The following is a 23203-nucleotide window of genomic DNA, read 5'->3' as shown; positions in this document are numbered from 1 at the left end:
GCTAGGAGAAGCAAGAGGGTGAAGTCATATGAGTTATGAGTATGTCATGCAAGCGGTATTACTGGTCTTACTGGTAGTAGCGACATTTGCGGCTATGGTGATTTGGACTAAATGGAGAAAAAGAGGACGGAGATAGCAGCATGTATTTCATCAACCACGAACAGATTAATGAACGAATTCAGTTTCTTGGCACGTTGTCGGGAGTATGCAGGGAGTTAATGGAGCAGTGGTCGAAAGCTGACCTGCAAAACGCCTTGGTGCTGCACATGTCACAGGAAAGAGTGCTGCATTTAGCGATTGAGACCGTTACTGATATCGGTAGTCTTCTTATCGACGCGTTTATCTTACGGGATGCCAGCAGCTATGAGGATATTGTCGAAATCGTGCATGGCGAAGGAGCCTATAGTGAATCTCTGACAGCAACGCTTCTTGAGCTTGTTAAATTAAGAAAGCCGCTTGTACAGGAATTTGTAGATTACCCACGGGAAGGTCTACATCCGCTCATTTCTAGCCTGCCAGCAGCGTTCAATGAGTTTGGAGCAAGCGTGGAAGCCTTTATCAAGAAGGAATTGGCATAACATACATACTTGTTTCTTAATTTACTTATTGTATCGGATGCTGTAAAATGAGACATAATCACAGTTCCGAGGGTAGGTGAGCTTATGATACAGGACCTGAAACTTCCACACGAAAAGTGATCCTCTCCATGCTGAAAACGCAGGGGCCTTTAAGCGTCCACGACATGTCGAAACAGCTCGGAATTACGGAGATGGCTGTAAGAAGGCATATCAATACGTTAGACCGTGACGGATTGCTAGAGACGAAATTGGTGCGACAAGCAATGGGAAGACCCACAAGCTTGTATTCATTAGCTGCACAAGCGGATGATTTATTCCCTAAGAACTATATGCAGTTGACTTTGGATTTGCTTAGCGAGCTCGTTCAAGATGATGGTGAAGATCTGGTGGATCGCTTGTTTGCACGTAGGCAAGGTACTATGGAGCAGAGATACCAATCCAGAATGGACTTCTCCAAGTTGGAAGAACGGATCGAAGAGTTAGCTCGGATTCAGAACGAGAACGGATACATGGTGGAATGGTCGCAAACAGGCCAAGATGAATATACATTTAGTGAGCACAATTGTCCCATCACGCAGGTGGCTTACCGGTTTCAGCAAGCGTGCCAGTGTGAATTAAAGCTGTTTCAAAATTTGCTGGACGCAGATGTGGAGCGCACAGAGTGCTTGGCAAAGGGCGGCAGTAAGTGTATATACAGAATACGAGGAAGGAAATAGCCATCTACTCCAGAGTTGGAGCAGATGGCTATTTCTTATCTTAATTTTTTCGGCAGGCAATCTGCTCGTCCTGTGTTGAACGACCATGTCCATGCCAGAAAAGGCTTATTTGGCAGCTGCCAAAAGCTTTGTGGCTTTATCCGTGATCCACGAGAAATTGCCTGCTTCGATTTCCTTGAGATTAATAAGCGATCCGCCAATCCCAAGTCCATAACAGCCGAGCTCTAAAAACTCCTTAATATTGCTTTCCGTTACACCGCCAACAGCCATCATAGGGACTTGGCTAAGCGGTCCCATCAGTTCCTTTATATAGGCTAATCCCAGGCTCGCGCTTGGGAAAATTTTGACAGCCGTCGCGCCTGCTTTCCAGGCTTTCACAACTTCAGTCGGTGTCATAGCCCCAGGGAAAATAGGAATGCCTTGAGAGACGGACCAACGGATAACGTCCTCATCCAGATTTGGAGTTACTAGAAACGATGCCCCTGCTTCTACAGCTTTATGGGCATCCTCCATATCCAGTACTGTACCTGCTCCGATATACATCTTCTCTCCGAATCGGTGCTGGAGTTCTTTGATCATATCCAGTGCACCTGGTGTATTGAGTGTTACTTCCATTACTGTGACGCCGCCGCTAAAGAGAGCCTCAGCAACCGACGCGATATGTGCTTCTTTTACCCCTCTTACGATTGCAACAATTCGTGTTCGTTCAATTTCCCTAATCCCCTGGTCACGCTGCATGAATATCCTCCTGTGAATTCTTTTGCCATCTATTATGACAGGTTCTACACTTTTTTCACGAAGTTTGTGTCAAGACAAGCGCCACATACTTATACTGTAGTAATTCATAGGCATTCGTCTAGAAGCAGCCATCAAGAAAGCTAGAGGTGATTGACATGACTTGGGTGGATATTAGCGCTGTATGTGCGGCTGCCGCATTCGTCGTTTTGGTCGTATTCGCAGTACGGGCGCTTATCGCAGCAAGAGCAGCTCTGCTGCAAGTGAGCTCCGCAACAGCTGAAGCGCAGCAGGTAGTAAGAGAGACCGCGGAGCAGTCGGATCTGCTGTTGAAGCAGGCGAATGCAGTGGCGAAGGATATGCATCACCATGTCCAGCTACTACAGCGCAGCTTAGGGAAGGTTGAGCAAGCAGGTGCAGCTGTGGGGGAGGTTACTGCATCACTGCGTCTTGCTTCCAAAGTCATGAACCAATCCATCCATAGCGCGGAGAGGGTTGTTCAGCAGCATCAGCGCAGGGTCAGCGATGTGATTGAATGGGCTGCAACCGGCATGGAGCTGTGGCAGCGATGGCAAGCACATAGGCAAACAAAATCGGACTACTCTGGGTCCGAACCTACATCACATAAGGGAGTGGAATAACATGTCAAATTCCAAAAAAGGGGAAAGAGCTTTTGATTGGTGCGGTAGTCGGGGGCGTTCTAGGTGCAGCTACGGCACTATTGTTTGCGCCAAAATCCGGGCGTGAACTGAGAAGCGATATTGCTGAGCAAGCGCAGGCTGTGACTGACAAAACTGCCCAAATCGCTAGCTCTGTGGGCAAGAAGACTCAAGAGATCGCGAAAACTGTGAGCACTCAAACATCCGGGCTTTACGACAAAGCAAAAGGAACAGCAGCTACTGTGGTTGAAAATGTTCGTTCCTGGAAGGAACCCAAGAATGAAGTGAGCGTTGAAGACGAAATCGCAGCATCCGAAGCAGCTGAGGATTTGGTTGTCATCGGCGGCAAGCACTAAGAATATAGAAACAAGCAGGGGCTCCGATAGGCGAGCCCCTGCTTGTGAATTACCATTTGGAAGGATCGATTTTGGAAATATCGAGTCCTTCCCAAATGTTGTTGATTTGTGCATGCTCGGGGTCGTCGAAGACCAGCCAAGCGGTGGGGAGGTAGCGCTCCCCATATTCGCTGGAGGGCTGATTGACGATCTCGTTGTTGTGTACGAGCACGCTGGACGAGCCTCCGTCCAGGTTGGCAGCTGTCACAGCGCCGTGCTCCAGGAAGATTTTTTGGACGTCGTACAACGTAGCGCCGATACTGTGTGTCTGTCTTCCATCGATGACGGCAAAAAGGATTGAACCGTCTTTGGTCTGCGCCATGCAGGTACGCGGGGCGATGCCCCAGCCGTCGGCCTGGCTTTTGATTTGTCCAACCCCGTTTACAATAAAGCGGGGGCTGAAGGATACAGCTTCTTTTACGCCCATGCTAAGAAGCTCCGAGACTTTGTACTTCCCGGCAATCATGCGCCCATCCTTATCAATGCCGACAACCTGTACAGAGCCGTTCGCCCCACGGTCGTTATAAAATATTTTTCCGCCGGATATCACAACGCCTTCTGGCTGGAAGCCGTTCCCTTTCCACTCGGGATCAATGAAACCACCCCCATTAACCCCGAGAATCGCGCCTGTGCGCTTGACCATAGAGGTTACCTTTTCCCCTTTACCGACCTTATTGGGCACTGCGATTCTTAGCTTCTTTGGGTCTGATATAGTCACCAGATATCCTTTGAAATTTTTCCCTGAGATTGGATCGATTTTAACAAGCTCTTTTTTTACAGGTACTTTTGTACTGGGCTCAGGCTTAATTTCCACGAGTCCTTTATCCTTTTCCTCGCCCATCTCTTCGAATTTCTTCCAATAGTTTTCGACACGTGTTTGAAGCTCCTCCGAGCCGATCAAATATTTGGCCCAATCCCGGTGCTGTGTAGTTATTAACGTGTCGGCCATCATATATCTAACACTTGTTCCTGACTCCGTCAGAAAGAACCAAATTAATCCTGCTACTGACAAAAGTGTTCCGACTACTATCACATACAACATTATTTTTATTGGGCTAGACCTCTTGCGCTTTCCTCGAAGCTTACGGCTGGGAGTAGGGTGCATAGCAGGCTGCTGAGTAGACATTGATTCAATTCCTTTCCAGTTTCATTACAAGACTCTCCCTTAATAGACGAAAAAAGGAAATAAAAGTTTCAGATTGAATCTGAGCTTTTTTTCCTTTCTTTTAGTGGAGATATAAAGTTTTCTTTTCTTTAATTAAGTTTTCAAAGCTTTCTGCCGGAAGCGGTGTGCTGAAAATATATCCTTGAATCTCATTACAGCCTCGCTCTCGCAAAAAGGCCAACTGTTCAGGTGTCTCCACGCCTTCGGCCAACGACTTAATTTTCAGCTGCTGAGACATAGCGATTAGTGCTGTTACAATTGCAGCATTGTCTTCATCGGTTGTAACGTCTCGGATGAAGGATTGATCTATTTTAAGTGTATGAACACGAAACCGTTTCAGGTAGCTTAGCGATGAATAGCCGGTCCCGAAGTCGTCGATCGAAATCTGTACGCCTAGCATACGAAGCTTGTCCATCGTCTCCATGATGAAACTGACGTTTTTCATGGCGACACTTTCAGTAATCTCCAAGCAGAGCAGGTTGGGAGTGAGTCCGGTTTGCTTCAATGTATCCTCGATGAATTGTACAAAACCCGTTTGCATAAATTGATTCACGGATATGTTCACGGAAACACAGAGGGGAGCTAACCCAAGTGAGTTCCATTTCGTATTCTGAATACAAGCCTGCTTAAGCACCCAATTGCCAAGGGGAATAATTAGTCCGGTTTCTTCTGCTAAGGGAATGAATTCGCCTGGTGACACCATGCCCCATTCCGGATGCTTCCATCTGACAAGGGATTCCATGCCAAAAATGCTGCCGGTAGTCAAATCAACAAGCGGTTGGTAGTATACCATAAATTCTTCCCGCTCGATCGCCTTACGCAGTTCAATCTCCAGGTTCAAGCGGTGCATGGACCGCATATTCATATCGGGATGATAGAGCTCGTAGATGTTGCCGCCTTTTTCCTTCGCTTTGTACATGGCCACGTCGGCGTTTTTGATCAAGGATTCAACATTATTGCCGTCATGTGGATATAGACTGATTCCGATACTCGCTGTGATATACAGTTCTTGTTTTTCGAAATAAAAAGCTTCTTTCAAGCACTCGGGAATACCTCGGGCAAAATCGGTGATTTCATCGATGCTATTGACTCCGGTCATAAGAATGATAAACTCATCTCCGCCAAACCGGGCAACCGTGTGCTTGTCCCCTACATATTCGGATAACTTACTGGCAATATGCTGAAGCAATTGATCACCTGCGTGATGACCTAATGTATCGTTGATGATTTTGAAGCGGTCCAAGTCAAAAAATAAGACTCCCAAGAGCGTGTCTGAACTTTCCGCTTTCGCAAAAGAATCTTTTAGGTGCTCTTGAAATTTAAGTCTGTTGGGAAGATTCGTCAGTGAATCATGATAAGCCATATGAACAATCTTCTCTTCTGCTTGACGCTTGGCATTCATAGCTCGAATCGTTGCATAAGAGCGAGAAAATTGGTCATCGTCATTCATTACGAAAAAGGGCGGCTGTATCTCAGGGTGTTGATTGGTTGGCTGTCTTACAGCCTTGTCGGTGTCGGATGATTGTAAAATGGACATCACATTCTCGATATGTTCCTTGTGAATTCGCGCAGCTGAGGCTGTTTTCGTTTTTTTGTCAGTTGGCGAATCGAAATATACAATGCCTTTGCGTGAATCATATTCTTTCACGTGCTTCATATTAACAATGTTTGTACTGTCAAGTAAACGGAAACCATCCTCATAGAGCCATTCTTCAATACTATCGAGCGACAGGTCCAAGTAATAGTGATGATCTTTTGTATGTATGACATAATCACGGTCTCGGATCTTATCAATTTTAACAACACGATGAGAATCGATAAGTAAGATATCCGATCCTTTTTTGCCATCACGAGTGACGGGGATTTTCTGGGACAAATCAATCAGCTCCATGAGTAGTAAAGAGATACCTATATCATATCATTTTATTATACAAACGTTAACCATTTAATCGAAAAATGTCGAAAAAAATCGAATGAAGTTCTATTTAGAAGGATTGTTTCAGAGTAGATCTCATAGAATCTATGGAACCATTGCGATCCAAATGATATTCAAGGCTATTGCCTGTATTGCGGGCGATGCATCGTAACAGCAAATCATGATATTTTTTTTGCTTGGAAGCTGCAATGACAACATGTTTGCCAATTCCCGGCTGATCAAAGTACAAGGTACCTTCTTTTTCTATATATTTCATCACATGATGCAAATTAACAAATAAATCGGTATCCATCTTTTTAAAGCCTTTTTCCTCTAGCTGGTCAAGGAAATCGCTAAAATCAACCAAAGAATGTACATTTTGGCTGATTTTACTATGCTGGAATTGGTAGGTGACTTCTTTAGCACTGACTTCTATAAAAAGAATCTGGGCAATATCTACTTCAACGGAGGAGTGATTCATTTCCTCCTTTTCAAGATAACCTGCTTTTTCCATTAGCTCTGTATAGGAGTAGTTGTAAGCGTCGGATAGCTTTTTTAACGTAACAGGAGATGGCTTGATCTTCTCATTCGTAGAGCGGTTTCGCTCCAGTTCCAGATCACGTATATAAGCATGCGACAGTCCGCTTTTGTGAGCTGCTTCGCGCAGTGACATTTTACCTCGTAAGGTCTCCAGGAATTTGCCGAATCCGTCTAATTGCTTCATGTTTCGTAGATCCCTCCATTTGTTCATATTGTAAACGAATTTTGATGAATTGAAAATGCTTGTAGTCTTCTTTACCGATAATTACCTTGTATGCAATGAAACCTGAAAAGCCTTCCCACAAGATGCATACTTTGCTTGCCGTGTTGGAAAATTATATAGAGACTTCCTTGGAAAAGAGGCTGATGGAATGGCAAGAGATTTACCTATTGGAAATGGGAATGTGCTCATCAATTATGATGCTGCTTATAATATTCGGGACATGTACTTCCCTTTAGTAGGTCAGGAGAATCAATCCAGTGATCATTTATCACATTTCGGTGTTTGGACTCAGGAAGGGTTCTTCTGGATCGATCACCCGGAGGTCAAGAAGAGTCTGAATTATTTGCCTGACTCGCTAGTTACAAATGTGCATTGCAGCCATGAACGGTTGGGACTCCAGATGCTGTTTCGAGATGGCGTTGACGTCCAGCAGAACGTATTTCTGCGCAAACTAAGAATTGAAAATAACTTTGATATGGAACGGAAAATCAAATTGTATTTTCATTTGGATTTACAGATATATGGAAATGGAATCGGGGATACCATCTATTTTGATCCGGAGCTGAATTCTCTTGTTTTTTATAAGGGTCATCGGTACCTGACGCTATCCTGCTTTTCACCGGATGAAGGGAAAGCTAAGCTGAGCGGATACGCTACAGGTCAAAAAGGCATTCACGGCCTGCAAGGGACATGGAAGGATGCCGAGGACGGTATGCTTGGAGGCAATCCAATTGCGCAAGGGTCCGTAGATGGCATTATCGAGATGGAAGTAACGCTTCCTGCCAAAGGAACTAAAGAAGTGTGGTTCTGGATTTGCTTCGGTAAGAGTAAGCAAGAGATCGAACGCATGGAACGCTTGCTTCGCACAGTGACACCGCAAGCCATGCTCCAACGAACACATGATCATTGGGTGAAATGGGTAAATCAGGATAGTCACGAGCTGTCCCTCCTAAAGCCCGAGATACAAGCTTTCTACAAACGAAGCTTGTTAATCACTAAAACCAATATCGATAATCGAGGTGCTATTATTGCGGCGAATGACTCTGATATATTGAAGTTCGCCAAAGACTCCTACTCGTATATGTGGCCGCGGGATGGAGCATTGGTCTCACATGCATTGGATCGTGCAGGCTATTATGAGCTTTCAAGAAAGTTTTTTGACTTTTGCAAGAAAGCAATGACTCCAGAAGGATATTTGATGCACAAATATAACCCGGATGGCTCAGTAGGATCCAGCTGGCATCCTTGGGTCAATCAAAAGGGCAACAAGCAGTTAGCAATTCAAGAAGATGAAACCGCATTGGTCATTTACACTTTGTGGCATCATCATAAACTAGCGGGTACGTTATCCAAGTCGAAAGATGATTATGACCAGCTTGTTATTCCAGCAGCCGATTTCTTGGCCCATTATCGTGATGCTTCGGGACTGCCTTTACCTTCCTATGATTTATGGGAAGAACGTTATGGAGTTATGGCCTTTACGGTATCAAGTGTATACGCGGGACTCATAGCTGCTTCTCGATTTGCAGAATATCATGAAGATAAAGTGAGAGCGGTCTATTACGCAGATAAAGCGGAGCAAGTCAAAAAAGCAGCGAATGAACAGCTGTACTCAGAGGAAAAACAGCAATTTATCAGGTCGTTGTACTGGAACTATGACAAAGAAGCCTATGAGCCAGATTTTACTTTAGATGCAAGCATGTATGCCTTATTCGACTTTGGTTTAATTGAAAAGACGGATTCCAGAATGATAAATACGATGCAAGCGATGAAAGAGAAACTTTGGGTTCATACTGAAATTGGCGGGCTCGCTAGATACGAGAACGATTATTACCACCAAGTGTCCCACGATATAGCTAAAGTGCCAGGAAACCCTTGGTTCATCTGCACATTGTGGTATGCAGAATGGTTAATTGCCTCCGCAGCATCAAATACGGAACTGCAAGAGGCTGAGAATCTGATGCAATGGGCTATCAAACATGCGTTGCCTTCAGGTGTGATGGCGGAGCAGGTGCATCCTTTCACAGGTGAACCGATGTCCGTTTCGCCTCTGACTTGGTCACACGCTTCATTTATTAAAGTAACGCAAGAATATCTGTCGAGACTGAAGGATATGAAGAATATCGGAAGAAAGCAGAAAAATGATGCAAGTGAAGATAAGGTGCTCGAACCGGTGAATTGATAAAGGGAGGAGAATGACATGAGAGCAATTCGAGTCAAACAGCTAAGGGAAGGGAATCCATATATTTCACTTGAAGCTGTGGAGACACCCGCAATTCAACATCCAGGTGAGGCTCTTGTGCAAGTACTTGCAGTAGGATTGGACGGTACCGACCGCGAAATTCTCCAAGAGAAGTACGGTACCCCCCTGAAGGCGAAGATGAACTTACCACGGGACATGAATCTTTAGGAGTTGTAGTTGAAGCTGGACCTGATACTGGACTGCAAGTTGGTACGTTGGTTACCGCGATTGTAAGAAGGCCGTGTAAGGACCCGCAGTGCGTCAATTGTCGTAACGGACATTCCGACTTTTGTCAGACTGGCAAATATGTAGAACGAGGAATTAAGGGTGCTCATGGCTTTCTGTCAGAATATTATGTAGAGGATTCGCGTTATTTGGTACCTGTACCGCTCGAGCTGCTTGAACTCGGTATGCTGGTGGAACCGCAAAGTATCGTTGAAAAAGTGTGGGATCAGGTACTTAGAATTCAGCAACGATTAATTTGGGAGCCAAAAACAGCTCTTATCCTTGGATCAGGACCGCTGGGACTTCTGGCGGCTATTACTTGCCGAATATTAAATCTGGATGTTTATGTATGGTCCATGTCACCGGAGGGGAGTATACAAGCCCAATTGGTCAGAGATTGTGGCGCTCAATATCAACAATCGGGCTCGTCTGAGAGTTCGCAACAGAATAATTTAACCTTGTCAGCATATGCAGAGAAATTAGGAAGACCGATCGACATGATATTGGAATGTACTGGATACAGTCCATTGGCGTTTGAAGCCATGTCCGCACTAGCACCTAACGGCGTACTTGCACTGCTTGGCGTGACACCTTCTGATAAGAAGGTAGAGATACATTCGGATGCGATCAACCAAAGCATGGTACTTGAAAATAAATGCGTAATCGGGTCCGTAAACGCGGCTCGAAAAGATTTCGAAACAGCCATTTATCGTCTCATGCAGATGGAGGAAAAACATAAGGGTTGGCTTCAACGCCTAATTACGAATAGAATAACACTTGAGCAAGTCCCTAAATTGGAGTTTAAAGATATTTCACTCAAGGCTGTCGTCGATGTCATTCCGCAGGCTCAATGGAGAAGCCTGGTAAAGAAAACAGAGGAAATCGCATATAGCTTCTCTGTTTAGTATATAGATTCTTATTTTCGTGTATTGGGAACCTTAATCGGTTCCTTTTTTTAATACGTCAGAATTAATAAGTTTTGGGGTGAGCGAATTTTACTCCCTTAGTTATAATCATGACCTATGCAGTTCACCCCAATTGATGGGAAAAGCTTAGAATTCATTATAATTTTTACCTAAGTTCATAAAAACCACTTGACTTTTCAGAAACACCACAATAATCGCGAAGGATACCTTTTTGAACAGGTATATCTTACAGATTATAGGTGATATTCCAATGTCAGCGTTACAAAAGCCGAAGTTTAAAGATTTAAATCACAGCGAATGTGCTGGAGCTCCCATTCTGAAAAGTCTGTGGGAGCGTTTTGACTTCTCTTTGTTACTCGCACAATCTGGCATCATGAAACGTAACGGTACTCCGTCTTGGTTAATTTGCTTCCTCTACGTCGTCGGCCTCGTTGCCAATTGCTCTTCCGTTACCCAGATAGCGCAATTGGCCGACAAAGACGCTTTGCTGAAGCGAATGTTTCAGCCTTGGAAGCTTGCACAGTACACGTTAAGTCGCTTTTTAACGAAAGGCTTTGCTTGGACGACTTTTGGAAAAAAGCGTGTTGAGCGCTTGCAGCAGGATCCTGTAACTGCGCTTACTGATGGAGATGTCGTAAATCTCGATGATACCCACAGCGCGCATCCCTTTGCCAAGCTGCTTCCGTTTCTGTGCTGGCTCTATGACCACTCCGCCAAAGTCTATGTATGGGCAACCAATTTGGTTGTTCTACAAGCTGTTCGGAAGAGCGGATTGGAGTATCCGTTGTTTTTCCGGATTTGGCATAAGCCCGAAACAAAAGGAGAAGGCTTGACTAAAATCGATTTGGCCAAGCAAATGCTACTCATGTTGCGGGAATCTGTTTCATGCCGCTTGTGGGTAGCCATGGATCGGTGGTACCTTTGCAAGCATTTCTTCTCGTTCCTGGAGGAGAATAACTTTGATTGGGTCACCAAAGCCAAACGCAACACGGCTCTGTTTCGTAAAGTCATCGAACCCGGCACTCGTCGGGAACGCTATGTACCGCTGACTCCAGTCATGCTGATCCGGGAGGTCTTTAAGGAGCTGTTAGGTGGGGAGGCATCCGGTCTGACCTCCATTTCGATACCGGATATCTACATGAAGCGCCCTTACGCAACCGTGAATCGGAAAGGGAACCAAGTGACCAAGCAGCGGTATGTTCTTGTAGCTGCTGTTGTTGCGATACGTTTGAAAGAAGATGACCAACCGATAACGGATGCTGATCAAGAGGAAAAAGGAGAAGAGCCTGCTACTTACAAAGGCGCTTATTTGTTAATTAGCAATCGCCACGATGCTCCGAAAGACGTGGTTCAGACCTATGCCAAGCGCTGGCGCATTGAAGTATTCTTTCGCTCGGCCAAACAGGAATTAGCTTTTGAAAAATGCCATTCCGAATACGAGGCGCATCATCATGCCCATTTCGAGTTGTTGTTTGTCGCCGAAACTTTATTAGCGATTGCGCTCTTTGAACTGAACAAAGAAAAAACGAGTGATGATGAAGGCTACACCCACGGCGAAATGGTTCGTGGCCTCTTCCACACTCGTTGTCAGGTCCGCGTGAACAACCGCAAGGGCATTCAGCGAATCACTATTGATTGTGACACACAAGTGCAGCAGTTTGCAAGACTAATTGAGCTTTTTTGGCCAGAGCACTATTTGGTGCTTCTTTGGGTTATACCTAAACCTGGTAATTACCAACTACTACCACGAACTGCATAGGTCATGTTATAATAATCTTTTTCTGTGCGATTTATTTTGTATGAATGAATACTCACAACACGTATTGCCTCTTTATAACCACTATCCCGTAACCTCAGAAAATTAACAGTAAGAAAATAGATAGTTCTAATGAAAATAGATAACTCTAAAGTAAAAGTAAATAGATAACTCTAAAGTAAAAGTAAATAGGGCTTGCTGAACGAATCAATTTAGTTTCAAAAGCCTCACGTTCACGCATAGCCGAACCGTTTGCAACCCCGCGAAAAAAGACAGAAAGAAAAGCCGTAGTCTTCGCTCCAGATTCATCACGAGGAACTGCATGCTGATGACCGTCTCGCTCGTCGCCTGAAGGCGTGCTCGAATACGACCAAGCCCATAGCAACGCTTGCCCTCGCCGAATTTGCCTTCGATTGCGTTACGTTCCGATGCGTCGACCTTGGAGAGGCGCTTGGCTTCCTCTTGATTAGCGGATGGTCGCCCAAGGTTGCGGTCCGCTGAGGCGGATGCCCAAACCCTTGCAATACCGCAGGTTTTCACGGTTACGGTAGATCTGATCCGCAAGCACCGCTTCGGGGTAGAAGCCAAATCGTTTGTAGTAGGCTTCGACTGAGGCCTTCAGCGTGAGACCTTCGTTGAAATTGTCCCAATCCCGTTTCTCTTCAAACGCAAAGCCGTTCACCAAGCTGATGGCGACTTTCGCGCCAAACTCTACGCTGGCCTTTGCCTTGCCGCGCACAATGGGACGAACGTGCGGTTGCGAGATGCTGACGATCCGATCCGGGATGCTGTGCGAGCGTTCATCGAACATCTGCCGTTGCTGGCGGTACAGCTCCTGAATGACCAACAGTTTTTTGTACAGGCTCCTAGGCAGTGCCGACAGATGACTAGTTTCAGCTAAAGCAGCAACCGTTCGTAAGTTGCGCGCAACGAACCGCAGTTGCTTTCCGATCGCTTTGCGCATCGTGCGGGGCTTTACGCGCCGCTGCTTGGACACAGCAAGGTACGCCTTCCTGGCTTTTTGCCGATAGGTTCGCGGTTTTGCGGTCTTTCCACGGTGCGGCTGATGAAGCAGGTCAATGATGATTTCCAGTTTTTCGCGCGCATCATTCAGCAGCGACAGGTCGGTTGGATACGCCATGTCGGCGGGAGCGCAGGTGGCATCAAGGAGCAGCTTTCCTTGATGAAGAGGCGCTTCGGCGTTTTGATGCGTGAGACTCCCGCTTGCGCTTCCTGCAGCGTTGCCTCCACTGGAGTCGTCATCATCCGAGCCTTGCTCGTCTGTCTGTTTCTGGACCTCTTCGAGGGCAATCCATTCATTCACTTCTTGAAGGACGTCGCTGCCAAGTCGCTTACGGAAGTGAGTCATAAGTGATGCGTGAAACGGACGTCGATTCTGATAACCAGGCAACCCCAGGAAGTACTGCAGATACGGGTTCTCCAGAATCTGCTGAAGTGTTTCTCGGTCATCGGTCCCGAGCCGCTCTTGAATGATGAGCGCCCCGAGCGCGACACGGACGGGTACCGCTTTTTGACCCTTTTGGCTCCTTTTGAAGGATTTGGCGTACTTCTCCTCAACCTTTGCCCATGGGATCATCGCCGCGAGAAGCACCCAGCGGTTATCTTCGCTTAATTTTCCACCAAACGGCAGGAAGAAGTCGCCTGGCAGAATGAGCTGACCTTCACTTCGCTGAAACATGATTTTGCCCTCCAGATGCACGGTTTTTACCGGACTACCTACCGGTTTCCTTGCATCCTATTTCGACAAAAGGACGGTTAAACCCTTGTTATTTCTAGGTTTTTTTTCGTTCAGCAAGCCCTAAATAGATAACTCTAAAGTAATAGATAACTCTAAAGTAAATCGACAACTCTAACTAAAATGGTTAAAAATAACATATTTTAAGTGATGTGAGCTGGTGGAAAATATGATGAAACTGACGACCTTCATGCGACGGCTCGCCACACCACGCCACACCACGCCGCACCACGCCGCACCACGCCGCACCACGCCGCACCACGCCACGCCGCACCGCACAACGCCGCACCACGCCACGCCACGCCGCACCGCACCGCACAACGCCACACCACACCACACCACACCACGCGTTGGGAGCTGCGCTCCGTACATTTATAACCTCCCCTAAGGTGCTTTGAGACAGTGTGGGGAGGGGATTCTACTCGAGTTGATTGCAGCCAGTGGCTATCGAGTCGGCTTAAATTGCTTCGATGAATGAGTAATTGAGTCTCAATTTAGATAAACATAGTTGTGTCAATTGCAGTAGCATAGATTTACTGTTGTTAAGGTAATGGTTATAACGATAGCTGAACTCATCCATGTAGAGCTGCAAGTACTTTTTACCAAGGCCGTGGTAAGTGTTATTCAGCCATTTACAAGCTTGATTGGCTATTTGCAACAGGTCATGAAATCTTTCTGGACTGTATCTTCCTGTTACATATTGTACATCGTCTGAGTAAGTAGCGATGTGCTTACTCTTGAAGTCCTCAATTTCATTTTTTAGAATAAGCCCTTGTTGTAAATGAGCCGTCGGAATTATTTTAAGCTTAATTTGCTGGGAATAGTTAATTGAGTCCTGAGAGGCAGCTATTGTGAACAAATGCTCCTGTGGATGCTTGCGGATAGAAGAGTTATAAGGTTTTCCATATATAGCTGAATTGGCCCTAATCTTACCTGAGAGCAATGAATGCTCGTCGGTTTCGTGCATTGCGAGCCGAATCTTTTGAAGAATGGCCCAAGCTGTTTTATAGGTTACTTGGATAATTTCAGCAAGGGTAGTGGCATTAATTCCTTCAGGCTGAGCTACTAAAAGAGAGCTGTGAGCCATTTGCACAATTTCGTTCGGCTCCTTCCATAATGGTGCCGGATGTAACGGTTGTTTGATGCCGACATTTTTGACATTCATAGAGAGGAATTCTTCGAGTCTTTACTACATAAAAGGAACTATTTTCACAGCGAGGACAACGAAAACCATCAGGCCATTTTAAACGAAACAAAGCATCAGCGCAGATGGCTTCGGAAGAAAATTGGTGCTGAAATTGTTCCAATGTCATAGACGATTCCCACAAATTTACCATAATAGCTTCCCCCTATACATAAATTATATCGAACAAGCGTTCTTATTTCAACTGTTTTTTTGGGATATTGTAGAAATTTTCTCATAATCGAGCATCTAAATACTTTCAAACCATTTACTATGAACACTATTTGGAGTAACGAGAATATAAAGGGTGATGAGGGTCAGAATGAAAAAAAACTAGATCTATTTATCTGGTAAGAGTGCGTTGTTGGCCAAGTGCAATATCAGAAAAACGGAAGCGATAAGGAGGCGAGTAATTAGCGGTACGAGAATTATCTGAGCCAATGGGATAACGCTTGCAAGTGAGAATATGCTGGTATTGAATGGTGATAACTGAGCTATTGGGATAGTGTCTGTAAGGTTGCATAAACGAGTAGGAGCGGGATAAGACGAATTAATGCCAGACGAATTAATGTTGATTAATTAATGATGAATTAATGATGAATTAATGGATGAATTAATGATGAGTTAATGTAAGATGAATTTAATTTATGGATCATAAAGGTTAGTTGAAATTGAATCATATTGTTCCCAAGCGGGATGTGGAATGGATACAAAGTGATATTTGATCATGAATAGGTCATGAATGGGGCATGAACAGATCACGAACAGATCAAGAACAGATCAAGAACAGATCAAGAACAGATCAAGAACAGATCAAGAACAGATCAAGAACAGGTCGAGAATACATCAAGAATTGATCGGATAGGGGGATAGATATGATCTATTTATTTGTCATAGACTTCCAAATCATATTTTCATATAATGGGTCAGAAGGGGGGAGTTGAACCAATGTTCGGAGCCAGATGGATCCGTGAGAACGGGCTGCACCTGTCGTTTTTCATTGCATTAGTAGCAACGATAGGGAGCTTGTATTTCTCGGAGGTCATGCATTTCTTGCCGTGTAAGCTATGTTGGTATCAAAGAATTCTAATGTATCCGCTCGTCTTATTACTTGGGATTGCGGCTGTTCGAAGAGAGCATAAGATTGCTCTATATGTACTTCCTATGTCAATCTGGGGATTGTGTATTTCCGTTTATCACGTGCTGCTTCAGTCAGGTGTTTTCCACGAGTCAGCTACTGGATGTGGACCTGTTCCTTGTGATGTTGATTATTTAAATTTGTTCGGTTTTATCACTATTCCGATGTTGGCAGGCACAGCCTTCCTATTAATAACGATTTTTCAATGGCTTATTTACCGTGCTGCTAAATCCTACTAGGACACCAAGAGACTATGTCTTGTGGTGTCTTTCTTTGTAAATTGATGTTGGTAATTAACAATTAAATGGCAGGTAATTGATGTGGGGTTGTCGAAAAAGAGAGGAGTGATCTTATTTTTTTATAGCGAGGTGTTTGAATGGGAGCCACACAGTTAAAATTCGCCGCCATATTTGTCTTGTTCACTCATATATTGACCGGCTGTGCTCAAACCGGAAAAATAGGTGTACAATCAGTGCCAAAAGCGCAAGAGACATCAACAGCAAACCCGAAGTCAGAACTTGTACGATCTCAAATCTCATCCGCTACCACGAAGCCGACAGCAGCACCAACACCTGCTCCTGGAATGCTGCAACCATCTTTATCACCAACTCCACTCCCGACAGTTACACCTGCATCAAATTCAGTAGATGTGACCAGTGTATCACAAACCACTGTACAGGCCTCCACGTACAAGTCGAAGCCTGCTAATGCCGGAGACCGGCAGCCTTTATCTTGGTATTACATGAAAAAGAAACCCGGACAAGTACCTGACTTTCCTAGGGACACGAAGTCTTTTACAGCAGATCAAAAGGCATTTTGGGTGGGACAAGGGAAAAAAGTTTACTTAACCATTGATGCGGGCGGCCCCTTGATCGATGTTGACCTGATGCTGAAGTCATTGAAAGATAATGATGTTAAAGCTAATTTTTTCATCTCGGGGAATAACATCAAGAAAAATCCGGACTATGTAAAAAAGCTGGTTGCTGATGGCCACTTAATTGCTAATCATACCATGACACATCGGGATTTTAACGAGTTGTCGGATGACCAAATCAAGAAAGAGATTACGGATTTCGAGGCTTTATATAAAGAGATTACCGGCAAAGATTTGGAAAAATTTTTCCGATTTCCTTATGGACACTATAATTTACATAACTTAAGCTTGGTTTCCTCGCTCGGGTATACGTCTGTTTTCTGGTCAACGGCTATGCGAGATTGGGAACCAAGAAAGAATGGAGCGGAGGACCCGTATAACGACATCATGAATAATCTTCATGACGGAAACGTTATTCTGATGCATCAAGGGTCGAAGGAAAATATGGAAGCACTTGATAGAATTTGTAAAGAAATTAAGAACAGAGGGTACGAGTTTGCTCTTGTGAATGAGCTGTCTTCCGAGCAAAAGTAGAAGTAGCGGAAAAAACTGATACGATATCCCAGGTACCTTTCAACTTGCAGGTTCATATTCTAACATGTAGCTTCGCAAATTAATAACCTGCAAAGGAAGCGTATAGTCGTGCAGCAAGCGATAGCCATACTGGACTCCGGGGTCGGAGGATTGACCGTTGTAAAAGAGGTAATGAGGCAGCTTCCTCAAGAAAAAATCATTTATTTCGGAGATACAGCCAGAAGTCCATACGGCCCAAGATCTGCTGATGAGGTTCGAGCATTTACAAGTCAAATTGTTGACTATTTAATTCAATTTAATCCAAAAATGATCGTCATTGCCTGCAATACGGCAACCGCGGTTGCTATTGAAGACATTCGTGCCAAGGTAACGATACCTGTTCTTGGTGTCATCTCACCGGGTGCAAGAGCTGCCATTAAGTCTACTCGTAATGGAGTTGTCGGTGTCATTGGCACAGATGGGACGATTCGAAGCCATGCTTATGATCAAGCTTTAACATCGATTTCTCCCGGTATTCAAGTGTTTAGTGAAGCGTGTCCTCTGCTTGCGCCCTTCGTTGAGAAAGGATTGTTTGATGCGGAAGAAGTTGATGCCATAGTTGAAAAGTCACTGCGATCCTTGGTAGGCAAGCCCATGGATTGTTTAATACTTGGCTGTACGCATTATCCATTTCTCTCGCATGCCATATCACGTGTAATGGGGCCAGAAGTGACGCTGATTTCCTCGGCAGATGAAACGGCAAGGGAAGCTAGTACGATCTTGTATCACAGAGGTGACTTGGCTAAGAACGGACAGATCCCTGTACATCAATTTTTTTGCAGTGGAGATCCCGAATTGTTTAAAAGAATTGCACAAACCTGGCTGAAGGATCAAATCTCGATTGCGCCTGTTGTTTGGCAGGTGCCCAATATTTAATAAAGTGAGTATGGGAGCGCAAGAACATGGGGGGTGAGCACCGGTTGCTTCACCTTGGATATCCTGTTCTTGCGCTCTTGTTCATTTATACGGCACTTGGTGCGGTGAATGAATGAGCAGGCATAGGCATATTCATATATGACCGAGTTCTGTACCTTTGAGAACACTGCTTTCAATAGGAGGTGGCTTCCGTGACGACATACGGATACTTAAAGCTTTGCGATGAGATGACCAGATTATGCGAATCGTATCCCTTCCTTCGCTTTCAATTCATTGGCCAGAGTGTTATGGGTAGAAATATTGCTGCGTTAGTTATCGGTACCGGACCAAGAACCATTCAGTATAACGCTGCATTTCATGCGAATGAGTGGATAACGACACCGCTGTTGATGCAGTTCCTAGAAGATCTTGCGAAAGCCTATGCACAAGGCATAGATTGGAGAGGACATCAAATTCGCCGACTATTAGCGGAGACGACGCTTTGGGTAATTCCCATGGTGAACCCTGATGGAGTTGAATTGGTTCAGCAAGGGGTTTCGCAAGATCATCCATTCTGCCGTGAATTGCTTGATTGGAATCAGGGCTCCTTCGATTTTCGCAATTGGAAGGCTAATATACGCGGAGTGGATTTGAATGATCAATTTCCTGCATATTGGGAAGTGGAAGCTGCCAGAAGAGGACAACTGGGGCCGGGTGAACGTGATTATGGAGGAACAGCTCCATTGACCGAACCGGAGGCAGTGGCGCTGGCGGATAACGCACTATCTCAATGTTACGAAATGATTGTAGCGCTACATACCCAAGGGCAAGAAATTTATTGGAATTATCGAGATTATGAGCCGTTTTACTCGGAAACTTGGGCTAACCAATTGGCTGCTGTTAGCGGATATCAGGCAGTCAAGCTCAGTGGAAGCGATGCAGGATATAAGGATTGGTTCATTCAAGAGTTTCGCAAGCCGGGTTTTACGGTTGAGGTTGGTTTTGGTGTGAATCCGCTTCCTGTCGAATCACTACCCGTGTTGTACGAAGAGATCGTACCACTGCTGCTGGAAGGATTGGAGCTGAAAATCTAAGCTTCTTTGCTAAAAAAGAATAGCAAGTTTGCCCTGTTATGGCGAACCGTTCCTCGTACCGTTCCATATAATGTTGATGAAGCGGTGTCTGGGAGGAATGGTTATGGCCCCTAAGGGAAAAGCCAGTAAGAAGAAAGAGATTTCATCGAGAGCGCAGTACACAATGAGAATCGTGGAATCGTCTACATGTGCTGTATGCAAGCAGCAATGCACCCGCGGATTGCGGTATTTGGCTGCAATGTCGGAGCCGGGAGCGATCGGTAAAGGAGTTCCTTGCATTTTGACTAAAAAAAGATTGAATTAAAAGCCATAGAGAGAAGGTGATGCCATCAAGTGATAGCTCCCTTCTCTTTGTCATTTGGTCTACATATTCCTCTTTACATGTGGAGATATTACTTCTGTTGACATATTAAACCACTAGAAAGAGGCGTATTGAATGAAGGGAACAGCACGAATGGTTCTTCTTAATGTTGTCTTACTAGTCGTTCTTGTTGGAGGGGGCGCATTAGGTTACTATTTCTACAATCAATCGATTAATTATCTGTCTACGGACAATGCTCAAGTTACAGGCGAACAGGTTCCTATCAGTTCATCAGCTTCTGGAAAGCTTTCCGATTGGTATGGGGACCTTGGCAAAAGGTACTCGGACGGCGAAAGAATAGGCGCTGTTCTAACACCTACAGGCTCTGTGGATATAACAGCACCTAAAGGTGGAACGGTGGTACAGCAAAGTGCCGTGACAGGTGCTTTGGTTTCGGCCGGTATGCCGCTAGCTTATCTTTACGACTTGGATCATCTATGGGTGACTGCGAATGTCAAGGAGACCGATATCAATGATGTGAAGACCGGACAAGCTGTCGATGTTTATGTGGATGCTTTTCCAGGCACGACATTAAGCGGTAGAGTGGACAAGATCGGTTTGGTGACTGCAGGGACGTTCTCATTGATGCCCTCGTCCAATACAAACGGCAATTACACGAAAGTCACGCAGGTGGTCCCGGTAACCATAACGCTAGAAGGTAACAGAGGCCTGGGGATCGTGCCAGGAATGAGCGTAACAGCACGTATCCATAAGTAAGGGAGCTGTTGTCATGAATGCGTATGTAGTGGGTTATGTTCTGTTCTCTTTGCTTATTCTCTTAACGGCAAATTGGATGTTCACTGGAAGAAGAAGGCGAAGAAAACAGCTGGCAGAAGGAAGATATTCACCCATTCCTGAACCTTCTCCATTGCTAGTTGAGATGTCGGAGGAATTAAACGGAGAGCACCATCCGAACAATGATAGTGTGCCTCATACAAGATCAGCTTCCCCTAGAGGGGGAGGAGAAATCCATGTCGGACAGTTGCTCACGGTACTGATGCTCGGCGCATTTGTGGCCATCTTGAATCAGACTTTAATTAATGTAGCCATACCGCATATCATGATGGATTTCAATGTAACCGCCAACGTAGTTCAATGGCTTACTACCGGTTACATGCTGGTGAATGGAGTCATGATCCCGATAACGGCATTTTTAATTGAACGTTTTGGCTCAAGATTTATGTTTCTGACTGCCATGATTCTATTTACCGTTGGAGCGCTTGTCTGCGCGTTAGCTCCTAACTTCCCTATATTGATGTCAGGAAGGGTCATTCAGGCTGCTGGAGCGGGTATCATTATGCCATTGATGATGACGGTATTCCTGACGGTATTCCTGCCGGAGAAGCGCGGCAGCGCGATGGGAACTATGGGGATTGCGATGATATTTGCACCGGCCATAGGGCCTACTTTATCGGGTTGGCTGGTTCAAACTTATACGTGGAGGTTACTGTTTTACATCGTGTTACCCATTGGTCTGCTGGATATTATTCTTGCCTTCTTTTTGATGGGCAATGTGACGAAAATGTCTAAGGTGAAGTTTGATTTCTGGGGCTTTTTGTTTTCAACAGTCGGCTTCGGGGGATTATTGTTCGCCTTTAGTGAAGCCGGTTCAGCGGGGTGGCTCAGTTTCAGGGTGTTAGGTACGATGATTGTTGGCATACTGAGTCTAATCGCCTTTGTTTGGCGGGAGCTGACTGCTCAGGAGCCTATGATCGATCTTCGTGTATTTACGTACAATGTGTTTACATTAACAACTATCGTCAGCTCTATCATCAACATGGCCATGTTCGCTGCGATGATTCTGCTGCCGATTTATCTGCAAAATATCCGTGGCTTTACACCACTTGCTTCCGGGCTGCTGCTCTTGCCGGGCGCTATTCTCATGGGGATTATGCAGCCTATCTCCGGGATGATATTCGATCGGATCGGAGCGCGATGGTTAGCTGTCGTGGGACTGATTATTACGACGATTACGACGTGGGAGTTCAGCAAACTAACGGCGGACACGCCTTACGCACATATCTTACTGCTGTACTGCTTAAGAATGTTCGGCATGTCGTTTATGATGATGACGATCATGACGGAAGGTATGAATCAATTGCCAAGACATCTTCACAGCCATGGTACAGCGATGTCTAATACGCTCAGACAGGTAGCGGGCTCCCTTGGGACCGCACTTCTAGTTACCGTGATGAGCAGCCGTGCTGATTTTCATATGGGCAATTTCGGAAATACGTTTACCTCAACAAATCCGTCTATCGTTAGCCAGCTAAGTCATTTGAGCCAAGGATTCGCTGTTATGGCCCATCTTCCCGTAGAGACGGCCGGCAAGCTAGTTTCCACCTTGCTGTATGCTACTGCTATGAAAGAATCTACTATCAACGGTATCAATGATGCTTTCATCATTGCAACTGCTATTACAGCTGTAGCGCTTGTGCTTTCGTTTTTTATCAGCAGAGTGAAAAACAAAACCAACTTCATGACAAAAAGCCCGTTCAGCAATAGTTTAAGCTAAACGGGCTTTTTAATGTTATAGAACTTGGGACTCCCCGCAACGTGACCTGAATCAGCTTCGAAGCCAAGGCAACTTGTGGGGTTATTTTGCGTTTAGGAATGGGAATGGTGAATGGAGCACTTATTCTCAATGAATCGAATTTGATTCTCAATACGATTCAGCTGTTCTTGATGTTCTTTACCGGAGCCGCCTTGTGATGCAAGCTGGTTCAGCTCTTCTTTCAAGCTGTGTAAGTCGGCTCCAGCTTGCGCGCAGTCGTAGTTGCTTTCCAAATTATCGATCATGGTTCAGCCCTCCTTAATGAGATCGTCTATTTGTTGCCTTTATCTCCGCTTCGATCCGAAGTACGACTCGTCGTATTTTGGCTGCCGTGACCTTGTTGTTTGCCGGACATAATATGACCTCCTTGGATAAGTTAATGGTTAATTCGATATTGCGTAGATAGTATGGGTCAATTATGGCGGAAATAATCGCAGCACTCCAAGAAAGCAAGCAAAAAATAAAAGCCTTGCATATGCGATGAGTCGTTCATCGAATATACAAGGCTTAATGAGTTGGATCATCATTCTGCATGGAATTAATGGTTGGAATGAAGCAATTTATCTTCGAGAGATTGCTTCAATTTTTTAACGGCGTCGGTTTCTAATTTGTGGTTTTGAGGGAATTTGGCACCTGTTAATGCAAGCGCTTCCTTAACAGTCATTTCAATGCGGATAATTTCCTCGCCTTGAGGGATGTGCAGTGTGTTTTCATTCATTTCCCATCACTCCTATATCAAC

General features: G+C 45.1%; 23 protein-coding genes and 2 pseudogenes. 16 read left to right on the top strand and 9 right to left on the bottom strand.

The annotated features are described in order from the left end of the window. Positions 1–140: 140 nt before the first annotated feature. Both L0M14_RS17960 and L0M14_RS17955 read left to right on the top strand, forming a co-directional pair. Complete coding sequence (locus L0M14_RS17960; RefSeq protein WP_235118009.1) at positions 141–578, top strand: DUF86 domain-containing protein; 438 nt, start codon at positions 141–143, stop codon at positions 576–578. Positions 579–706: 128 nt separating this feature from the next. Further along, on the top strand, positions 707–1294 hold the full coding sequence (locus L0M14_RS17955) for a helix-turn-helix transcriptional regulator (protein WP_235118008.1): 588 nt from the start codon (positions 707–709) through the stop codon (positions 1292–1294). 105 nt (positions 1295–1399) lie between these two features. Here L0M14_RS17955 and L0M14_RS17950 read toward each other — a convergent pair whose 3' ends face one another. Then, positions 1400–2032, bottom strand: coding sequence for a bifunctional 4-hydroxy-2-oxoglutarate aldolase/2-dehydro-3-deoxy-phosphogluconate aldolase (locus L0M14_RS17950; RefSeq protein ID WP_235118007.1), 633 nt, complete (start codon positions 2030–2032; stop codon positions 1400–1402). Between the two features lie 155 nt (positions 2033–2187). On the opposite strand from L0M14_RS17950, the gene L0M14_RS17945 reads away from it, so the two are divergent. Together L0M14_RS17945 and L0M14_RS17940 are read left to right on the top strand one after the other, a co-directional pair. Next, on the top strand, positions 2188–2670 hold the full coding sequence (locus L0M14_RS17945) for a DUF948 domain-containing protein (RefSeq protein WP_235118006.1): 483 nt from the start codon (positions 2188–2190) through the stop codon (positions 2668–2670). A gap of 32 nt (positions 2671–2702) precedes the next feature. Next, positions 2703–3044 carry a YtxH domain-containing protein gene (locus L0M14_RS17940; protein ID WP_235118005.1) on the top strand — a complete coding sequence of 114 codons (342 nt, stop codon included), beginning with the start codon at positions 2703–2705 and terminating at the stop codon, positions 3042–3044. 49 nt (positions 3045–3093) lie between these two features. Here L0M14_RS17940 and L0M14_RS17935 read toward each other — a convergent pair whose 3' ends face one another. The 3 genes from L0M14_RS17935 to L0M14_RS17925 form a co-directional block, all read right to left on the bottom strand. After that, positions 3094–4209, bottom strand: a complete 1116-nt coding sequence (locus tag L0M14_RS17935) for a phosphodiester glycosidase family protein (protein WP_235118004.1) — start codon at positions 4207–4209, stop codon at positions 3094–3096. 100 nt (positions 4210–4309) lie between these two features. Then, a complete protein-coding gene (locus L0M14_RS17930) occupies positions 4310–6124 on the bottom strand; it encodes an EAL domain-containing protein (RefSeq protein WP_235118003.1) in 1815 nt (604 codons plus the stop codon). Between the two features lie 109 nt (positions 6125–6233). Further along, a complete protein-coding gene (locus L0M14_RS17925) occupies positions 6234–6887 on the bottom strand; it encodes a helix-turn-helix domain-containing protein (protein ID WP_235118002.1) in 654 nt (217 codons plus the stop codon). 187 nt (positions 6888–7074) lie between these two features. On the opposite strand from L0M14_RS17925, the gene L0M14_RS17920 reads away from it, so the two are divergent. The 5 genes and pseudogenes from L0M14_RS17920 to L0M14_RS17900 all read left to right on the top strand — a co-directional run bounded on the left by L0M14_RS17920 (position 7075) and on the right by L0M14_RS17900 (position 12078). Continuing rightward, complete coding sequence (locus L0M14_RS17920) at positions 7075–9108, top strand: glycoside hydrolase family 15 protein (protein WP_235118001.1); 2034 nt, start codon at positions 7075–7077, stop codon at positions 9106–9108. Between the two features lie 18 nt (positions 9109–9126). Then, the gene (locus tag L0M14_RS17915) at positions 9127–9336 is read left to right on the top strand and encodes a hypothetical protein (RefSeq protein WP_235118000.1); all 210 of its coding nucleotides are present in this window, start codon (positions 9127–9129) and stop codon (positions 9334–9336) included. Then, positions 9246–9497: pseudogene (locus L0M14_RS17910) on the top strand (alcohol dehydrogenase catalytic domain-containing protein); the annotation flags it as partial. The gene L0M14_RS17915 and the pseudogene L0M14_RS17910, both read left to right, overlap by 91 nt. 45 nt (positions 9498–9542) lie before the next feature. Continuing rightward, positions 9543–10298, top strand: a complete 756-nt coding sequence (locus L0M14_RS17905) for a zinc-binding dehydrogenase (RefSeq protein WP_235117999.1) — start codon at positions 9543–9545, stop codon at positions 10296–10298. Between the two features lie 271 nt (positions 10299–10569). Continuing rightward, positions 10570–12078, top strand: a complete 1509-nt coding sequence (locus L0M14_RS17900; protein WP_235117998.1) for a transposase — start codon at positions 10570–10572, stop codon at positions 12076–12078. Between the two features lie 204 nt (positions 12079–12282). Here the strand turns inward: L0M14_RS17900 and L0M14_RS17895 are convergent. The 3 genes and pseudogenes from L0M14_RS17895 to L0M14_RS32035 all read right to left on the bottom strand — a co-directional run bounded on the left by L0M14_RS17895 (position 12283) and on the right by L0M14_RS32035 (position 15144). Beyond that, positions 12283–13774, bottom strand: a pseudogene (locus L0M14_RS17895) (IS5 family transposase). 514 nt (positions 13775–14288) lie between these two features. Then, entirely contained in the window at positions 14289–14996 is a 708-nt protein-coding gene (locus L0M14_RS17890) for a hypothetical protein (RefSeq protein ID WP_235117996.1), read from the bottom strand. Then, complete coding sequence (locus tag L0M14_RS32035) at positions 14884–15144, bottom strand: transposase (protein WP_350340519.1); 261 nt, start codon at positions 15142–15144, stop codon at positions 14884–14886. The genes L0M14_RS17890 and L0M14_RS32035 overlap by 113 nt, the downstream gene beginning before the upstream one ends. A gap of 818 nt (positions 15145–15962) precedes the next feature. Between L0M14_RS32035 and L0M14_RS17885 the strand changes: the two genes are divergently transcribed. From L0M14_RS17885 to L0M14_RS17855, 7 genes are all read left to right on the top strand, one after another. Continuing rightward, on the top strand, positions 15963–16391 hold the full coding sequence (locus L0M14_RS17885; protein WP_235117995.1) for a disulfide oxidoreductase: 429 nt from the start codon (positions 15963–15965) through the stop codon (positions 16389–16391). A 233-nt stretch (positions 16392–16624) separates the two neighbouring features. Further along, on the top strand, positions 16625–17560 hold the full coding sequence (locus L0M14_RS17880; protein WP_235117994.1) for a polysaccharide deacetylase family protein: 936 nt from the start codon (positions 16625–16627) through the stop codon (positions 17558–17560). Positions 17561–17668: 108 nt separating this feature from the next. Next, positions 17669–18475, top strand: a complete 807-nt coding sequence (gene racE / locus L0M14_RS17875; protein ID WP_235117993.1) for a glutamate racemase — start codon at positions 17669–17671, stop codon at positions 18473–18475. A 191-nt stretch (positions 18476–18666) separates the two neighbouring features. Then, positions 18667–19548, top strand: coding sequence for a M14 family metallopeptidase (locus tag L0M14_RS17870; RefSeq protein ID WP_235117992.1), 882 nt, complete (start codon positions 18667–18669; stop codon positions 19546–19548). A 103-nt stretch (positions 19549–19651) separates the two neighbouring features. After that, positions 19652–19852, top strand: a complete 201-nt coding sequence (locus L0M14_RS17865) for a hypothetical protein (RefSeq protein WP_235123076.1) — start codon at positions 19652–19654, stop codon at positions 19850–19852. Positions 19853–19984: 132 nt separating this feature from the next. Further along, positions 19985–20626 (top strand): HlyD family secretion protein, encoded by a 642-nt coding sequence (locus tag L0M14_RS17860; protein ID WP_235117991.1) that lies wholly within the window; start codon positions 19985–19987, stop codon positions 20624–20626. 13 nt (positions 20627–20639) lie between these two features. After that, positions 20640–22424 carry a DHA2 family efflux MFS transporter permease subunit gene (locus L0M14_RS17855; protein WP_235117990.1) on the top strand — a complete coding sequence of 595 codons (1785 nt, stop codon included), beginning with the start codon at positions 20640–20642 and terminating at the stop codon, positions 22422–22424. A gap of 92 nt (positions 22425–22516) precedes the next feature. Here the strand turns inward: L0M14_RS17855 and L0M14_RS17850 are convergent, their stop codons facing one another. Together L0M14_RS17850 and L0M14_RS17845 are read right to left on the bottom strand one after the other, a co-directional pair. Next, positions 22517–22708 carry a DUF2524 domain-containing protein gene (locus L0M14_RS17850; RefSeq protein ID WP_235117989.1) on the bottom strand — a complete coding sequence of 64 codons (192 nt, stop codon included), beginning with the start codon at positions 22706–22708 and terminating at the stop codon, positions 22517–22519. 293 nt (positions 22709–23001) lie between these two features. Continuing rightward, on the bottom strand, positions 23002–23181 hold the full coding sequence (locus tag L0M14_RS17845) for a hypothetical protein (RefSeq protein WP_235117988.1): 180 nt from the start codon (positions 23179–23181) through the stop codon (positions 23002–23004). Positions 23182–23203: the final 22 nt, after the last annotated feature.

The organism is Paenibacillus hexagrammi (assembly GCF_021513275.1).
GTDB lineage: Bacteria > Bacillota > Bacilli > Paenibacillales > NBRC-103111 > Paenibacillus_E > Paenibacillus_E hexagrammi.
Note: the sequence above shows the minus strand (reverse complement) of the source record. Positions and strands in the feature narration are given on the sequence as shown.